Here is a 4,256-nt window from a genome sequence, read left to right as displayed (position 1 = left end):
GGTCGCGGTGGGCCACGCCCAGCGCGCCCTCGCGCAGCCGGCGCAGTGAGAGGTTCAGCGAACGGGCCATGATCACGGCGAGCGCGACCGCCAGGATCAGCACCAGCAGCACCAGCGCCGCCTCGATGGTGGCCTGCCGGGTCACCGACGCGCTCTCGTCGGTGGCCTGGGCGATCCGCTCGCTCTCCAGCCTCTGCTCGGCCCAGCGCATCAGGTCGACCACCGCGCCGAAGGACTGCTCGACCTCGAGCGCGGGCACCCGGTCGCCACGGCTGAGCCGGATCGCCACCTGGTCGGCCAGGTTCACCGCGTCACCGGTGACCGTGCTGTCCACCAGCTCGCGATCCGCCGGGGAGGCGACCGCGGAGAAGGCGATCAGCGATTCCTGCTGGCTGGTCTGCGTGGCGATGAAGGCAGCCTGCTGCTCGGCACTGATGTCGCCCGCGACCACCGCCGCGTAGGAGATCGCCTCCTGCTCACCGGTGCCCGCCTTGGCCTTGGCGAAGGCGGACAGCGCCCGCAGGCCGTCGGCCACGGTGCCGTCGCCGGCGAACTGGCCGAGCGCCTCGCCGTATCCGACCAGGTCGGTGATCACCACGCCGTACCGCAGGACGGTCTCGGTCACCGAGATCTGGTCGCGGTTGGCGACCCGGCCCCGGGTGCCGTCCATCGTGCGCAGGTGGTCGTCGATCCGGTCCAGCCGCTGTTCCACCGACGCCGGCGGGTCGTCGAGCTCGCGGCGGTCGGCGGTGTACTGCTGGATGCGCCGGTCGCTCTGCGCGATCGCCGCGGTGTAGACGTCCTTGCTCATGGTGGGCAGCGCCAGATACTGCGCGCCGGTCATCCGCTCCTGATGCAGGGCCTGGGTCAGGTTGGAGACGTCAGCGGACAGCCGGGTGAGTTGCTCGACCTGCGCGGCGTCCAGGGCGCGACCACCGATGTCCACGAGACGGACACCGGCCAGGGCCAGCACGGCGACCAGTGGCACGAACAGGATCAGCGCCAGCTTCGACCGGATGCGTGCATCCCGCAGGCGCGCGACGGGTCCACGTCGCTCGCGCCCGGGCGGCGCAGCGTCGGTCGCAGGCTGGGCGGGTGAACCGGTGCTCACGACATCTCCTCGCTGGTCATCCCCACAACATCTCGCCCACCCGGCGCCACCGGCCCGGGCCTTCCCGACGTCTGCGGGCAGGTACGTGCAACACTCGGCACGGCCGCGATTTCATCAGACCGGGAATACGTTTGGGAAGGGTGATCGGTTCCGGAAACGTCCTACCAAGTGGAATGGTAAGCACCAGTTCGGACAGTTTGTGGATCTCCGTAGGACGCTGACGTGCATCAATATGATGTTGGCTGCGCACAGTGATCGCATGGTGACGGATATCGATGAAGATTCCAACCACTATGTGAGACGGCTGTCTCGCACCGCGTAATGATGCAGCTTGACCAAGAACCTTCGCGTTGGCAAGGTTTCTCGCGATCGGACGCACGTGATGTCCGTGCGCGCGCGGTCCACTGGGGACGACGTCGCGACCTGGACACCCCCACAAGGAGGCACCCGCAGTGAGGTTCTCCCGCCGTGCGCCGGCCGTCGTCGTCGCCGCGCTGCTCGCCACCGGCCTCGCCGGGTGCACGTCGGACGACGAGCCGGCCGACGCCGTCAACCAGGTGGTGATCGGCGCCGACCTGGCCTCCGGCTCCACGGTCGACACCGCGTACGCGCGCGCCCTCACCCTGCGGGTGGAGCAGCTCAACGCCTCCGGAGTGCTCGGCAACACGAAGCTGACGCTGCGCATCGTCGACAACGGGTCCGATGCGACCACCTCGCTGCGCAACATCGCCGCGTTCGGCGACGACCCCACGGTGGCCGCGGTCATCACCGGCAACTGCAGCGAGTGCGTCGTCGGCGCGACCAAGACGATCATCGACAAGCGGCTGCCGACGATCGCCCTCGCCCCCGCCGACACGGTCGCCGCGCCGGTGCTCGAGCGCAAGTACACCTTCAAGATCGGTCCGAACTCCGCGGACAGCGCGTCCGCTCTGGTGTCCGCCATGCGGCAGGCCGGCGTCAAGAAGGTCGGTGTCCTGCACGCCGACGACGAGTACGGCAAGGGGGCGCGGGCCGCGTTCGAGGCGGAGACCGGCAAGACCACGGTCAAGGCGCTCGCGCCGATCGCGGTGAAGGCGACCGCCACCGACGTCTCCCAGGCGGTCGGCACCCTGGCCGGCGCGAAGCCGGACGCGCTGCTCTTCCTGGTCGGCCCGGATCAGGCCGGGCTGGCGGCGACCAGCGCCAAGGCCGCCGGGTTCAAGGGGCAGCTGTACTTCGACGCGGCGTCCGCCGGTGACCTGTTCATCTCACAGAAGGCGGCCGAGGCCACCGAGAACGCGACGATGATCTTCACCCAGACGCTCGCGATCGACGACGTCATCGCGACGACCCCGGCCAAGGCGACGCGCAAGCAGTGGTTCCGCGACTACACCTCGCGCTACGGCTCGTACTCCGGGGTGGCGTCCCTCGCCGCGGACGCGGTCGACGTGATCGGTGATGCGGTCGTGCGGGTCGGTAAGGACCGGGTCGCGTTGCGCAACGAGATCGAGACGGCCCAGCTGGACGGCTTGTCCGGCCCGATCCGGATCACCCCGGACAACCACTCCGGCCTCATGCCGCAGGCGCTGACCGTGCTGGTGGCACGCAGCGGCCGCTGGCGTCTGGCCAGCTGACCCGGCGGTAACAATCAAGGACTACGCTCTTCGAAACACGTCAATCCGCCGCACCCGGGAGCCACGATGATTCGCTTGTCCGGCGTCTCCCGCAGCTTCTCCGGCAGGTCGGGCACCGTGGAGGCGCTGCGCGAGATCGACCTCGAGGTCACCGACGGCGAGTTCGTGGCGATCCTCGGCCGGTCCGGCTGCGGCAAGTCCACGATGCTGCGCATCATCGCGGGGCTGCTCCCGGCCGGCGCCGGCGAGGTCCGGGTGGCGGGCGAGCCGGTGCAGCGCCCGCGGCGGGACATCTCGATGATGTTCCAGCGTCCGGCACTGCTGCCCTGGCGGTCGGTGCTCGACAACGTGCTGCTGCCGGTGCAGATCTTCGGGTGGCGCAAGCGTGCGCACCGGGCCCGCGCGCAGGAGCTGCTGGAGCTGACCGGTCTGTCCGGTTTCGAGAAGCGGATGCCGCACGAGCTCTCCGGCGGCATGCAGCAGCGTGTGGCGCTGTGCCGGTCGCTGATCACCAACCCGCGCGTGATGCTGATGGACGAGCCGTTCTCCGCGCTGGACGCGCTGACCCGCGAGGAGATGTCGATCGAGCTGCAGCGGGTGCACATGGAGAACAGCGCGACGACCGTCTTCGTCACCCACTCGATCGACGAGGCGGTGCTGCTGGCCGACCGGGTGGTCGTGCTCAGCCCGCGCCCGGGCCGGATCCGCGAGATCCTCGACATCAAGATCCCGCGGCCGCGCGCGCTGGGCCGCACCGCTCACCAGGAAGAGGTCGCGCGGTGCAGCGCCGAGCTGCACGAGCTGCTGATGGCATGACAGCTTTCGGGTTCCTTAAGTAGCGGCACCCAACTGGCGATGATCATGGACAATTCCGTACCCTCCCCGCATGGAAGCTCAGCCTTCGGTCCGGTCAAGGGACGATTGGGCTGAAATGGCATCACCTTCCGGCCGGTCAAGGGCTGAAGCTGAGCCTTCAGGCCGGTCAAGGGCGGTGGTGGGGCTGAGGATGGCTCTTCGGACCTGGGCCAAGCTGCTCGGCGTGACGCTCGGCGTCGCCGCGCTGGCCGGTGCCTGCCAGCTCGGTCTGGCGTACGGGCTGGGCATCCTGCGCCTGACCCGGGTCCTCGAGGTGGCCGCCCGGGACCAGTGGACCGCCCAGCTCGCGTGGGTGGCGTGGTTCGCGATGAGCGCCGCCGTGATCGGCGCCCTGGCCGGGAGCCGGCTGGGCGGCCGGTGGCGGGCGCCGGCCACGGTCGGCACGCTTGCCGCTCTCGCCGTCGCCGCCGGTGTGGGCGCCGCCCTGGTCGTACCGCTGACCATGCAGCCCGCCCGAACGGCCCGGATCACCGGCGTACACCCCGTCTTCGTGATCGGCCTCTGCGCGGCGCTGGGCGCCGCGGTCGGGATCTTCGCGGCCTACGCGGCGCTCACCCAGGTGATCGCGCGCTGGAGCCTGGCGACGGTCGGGGCCGCGGTTAAAGCCCCAGCAACCAAAAATGGTGGTTGCTATAAATTGCTAAATATCAAATTAA

General features: G+C 69.7%; 3 protein-coding genes and 1 pseudogene. 3 read left to right on the top strand and 1 reads right to left on the bottom strand.

The features are described from left to right. Positions 1 to 1,111 (bottom strand): nitrate- and nitrite sensing domain-containing protein (locus AB0M20_RS29800; RefSeq protein ID WP_364303641.1); only part of this gene is annotated, 1,111 nt, incomplete at its 3' end. A gap of 452 nt (positions 1,112 to 1,563) precedes the next feature. On the opposite strand from AB0M20_RS29800, the gene AB0M20_RS29795 reads away from it, so the two are divergent. From AB0M20_RS29795 to AB0M20_RS29785, 3 genes and pseudogenes are all read left to right on the top strand, one after another. Continuing rightward, a complete protein-coding gene (locus tag AB0M20_RS29795; protein WP_364303640.1) occupies positions 1,564 to 2,724 on the top strand; it encodes an ABC transporter substrate-binding protein in 1,161 nt (386 codons plus the stop codon). Positions 2,725 to 2,790: 66 nt separating this feature from the next. Beyond that, positions 2,791 to 3,540 (top strand): ABC transporter ATP-binding protein, encoded by a 750-nt coding sequence (locus AB0M20_RS29790; RefSeq protein ID WP_364303639.1) that lies wholly within the window; start codon positions 2,791 to 2,793, stop codon positions 3,538 to 3,540. A gap of 190 nt (positions 3,541 to 3,730) precedes the next feature. Then, positions 3,731 to 4,256, top strand: a pseudogene (locus AB0M20_RS29785) (hypothetical protein); the annotation flags it as partial.

The organism is Actinoplanes sp. NPDC051633 (assembly GCF_040681735.1).
Classification (GTDB): domain Bacteria; phylum Actinomycetota; class Actinomycetes; order Mycobacteriales; family Micromonosporaceae; genus Actinoplanes.
Note: the sequence above shows the minus strand (reverse complement) of the source record. Positions and strands in the feature narration are given on the sequence as shown.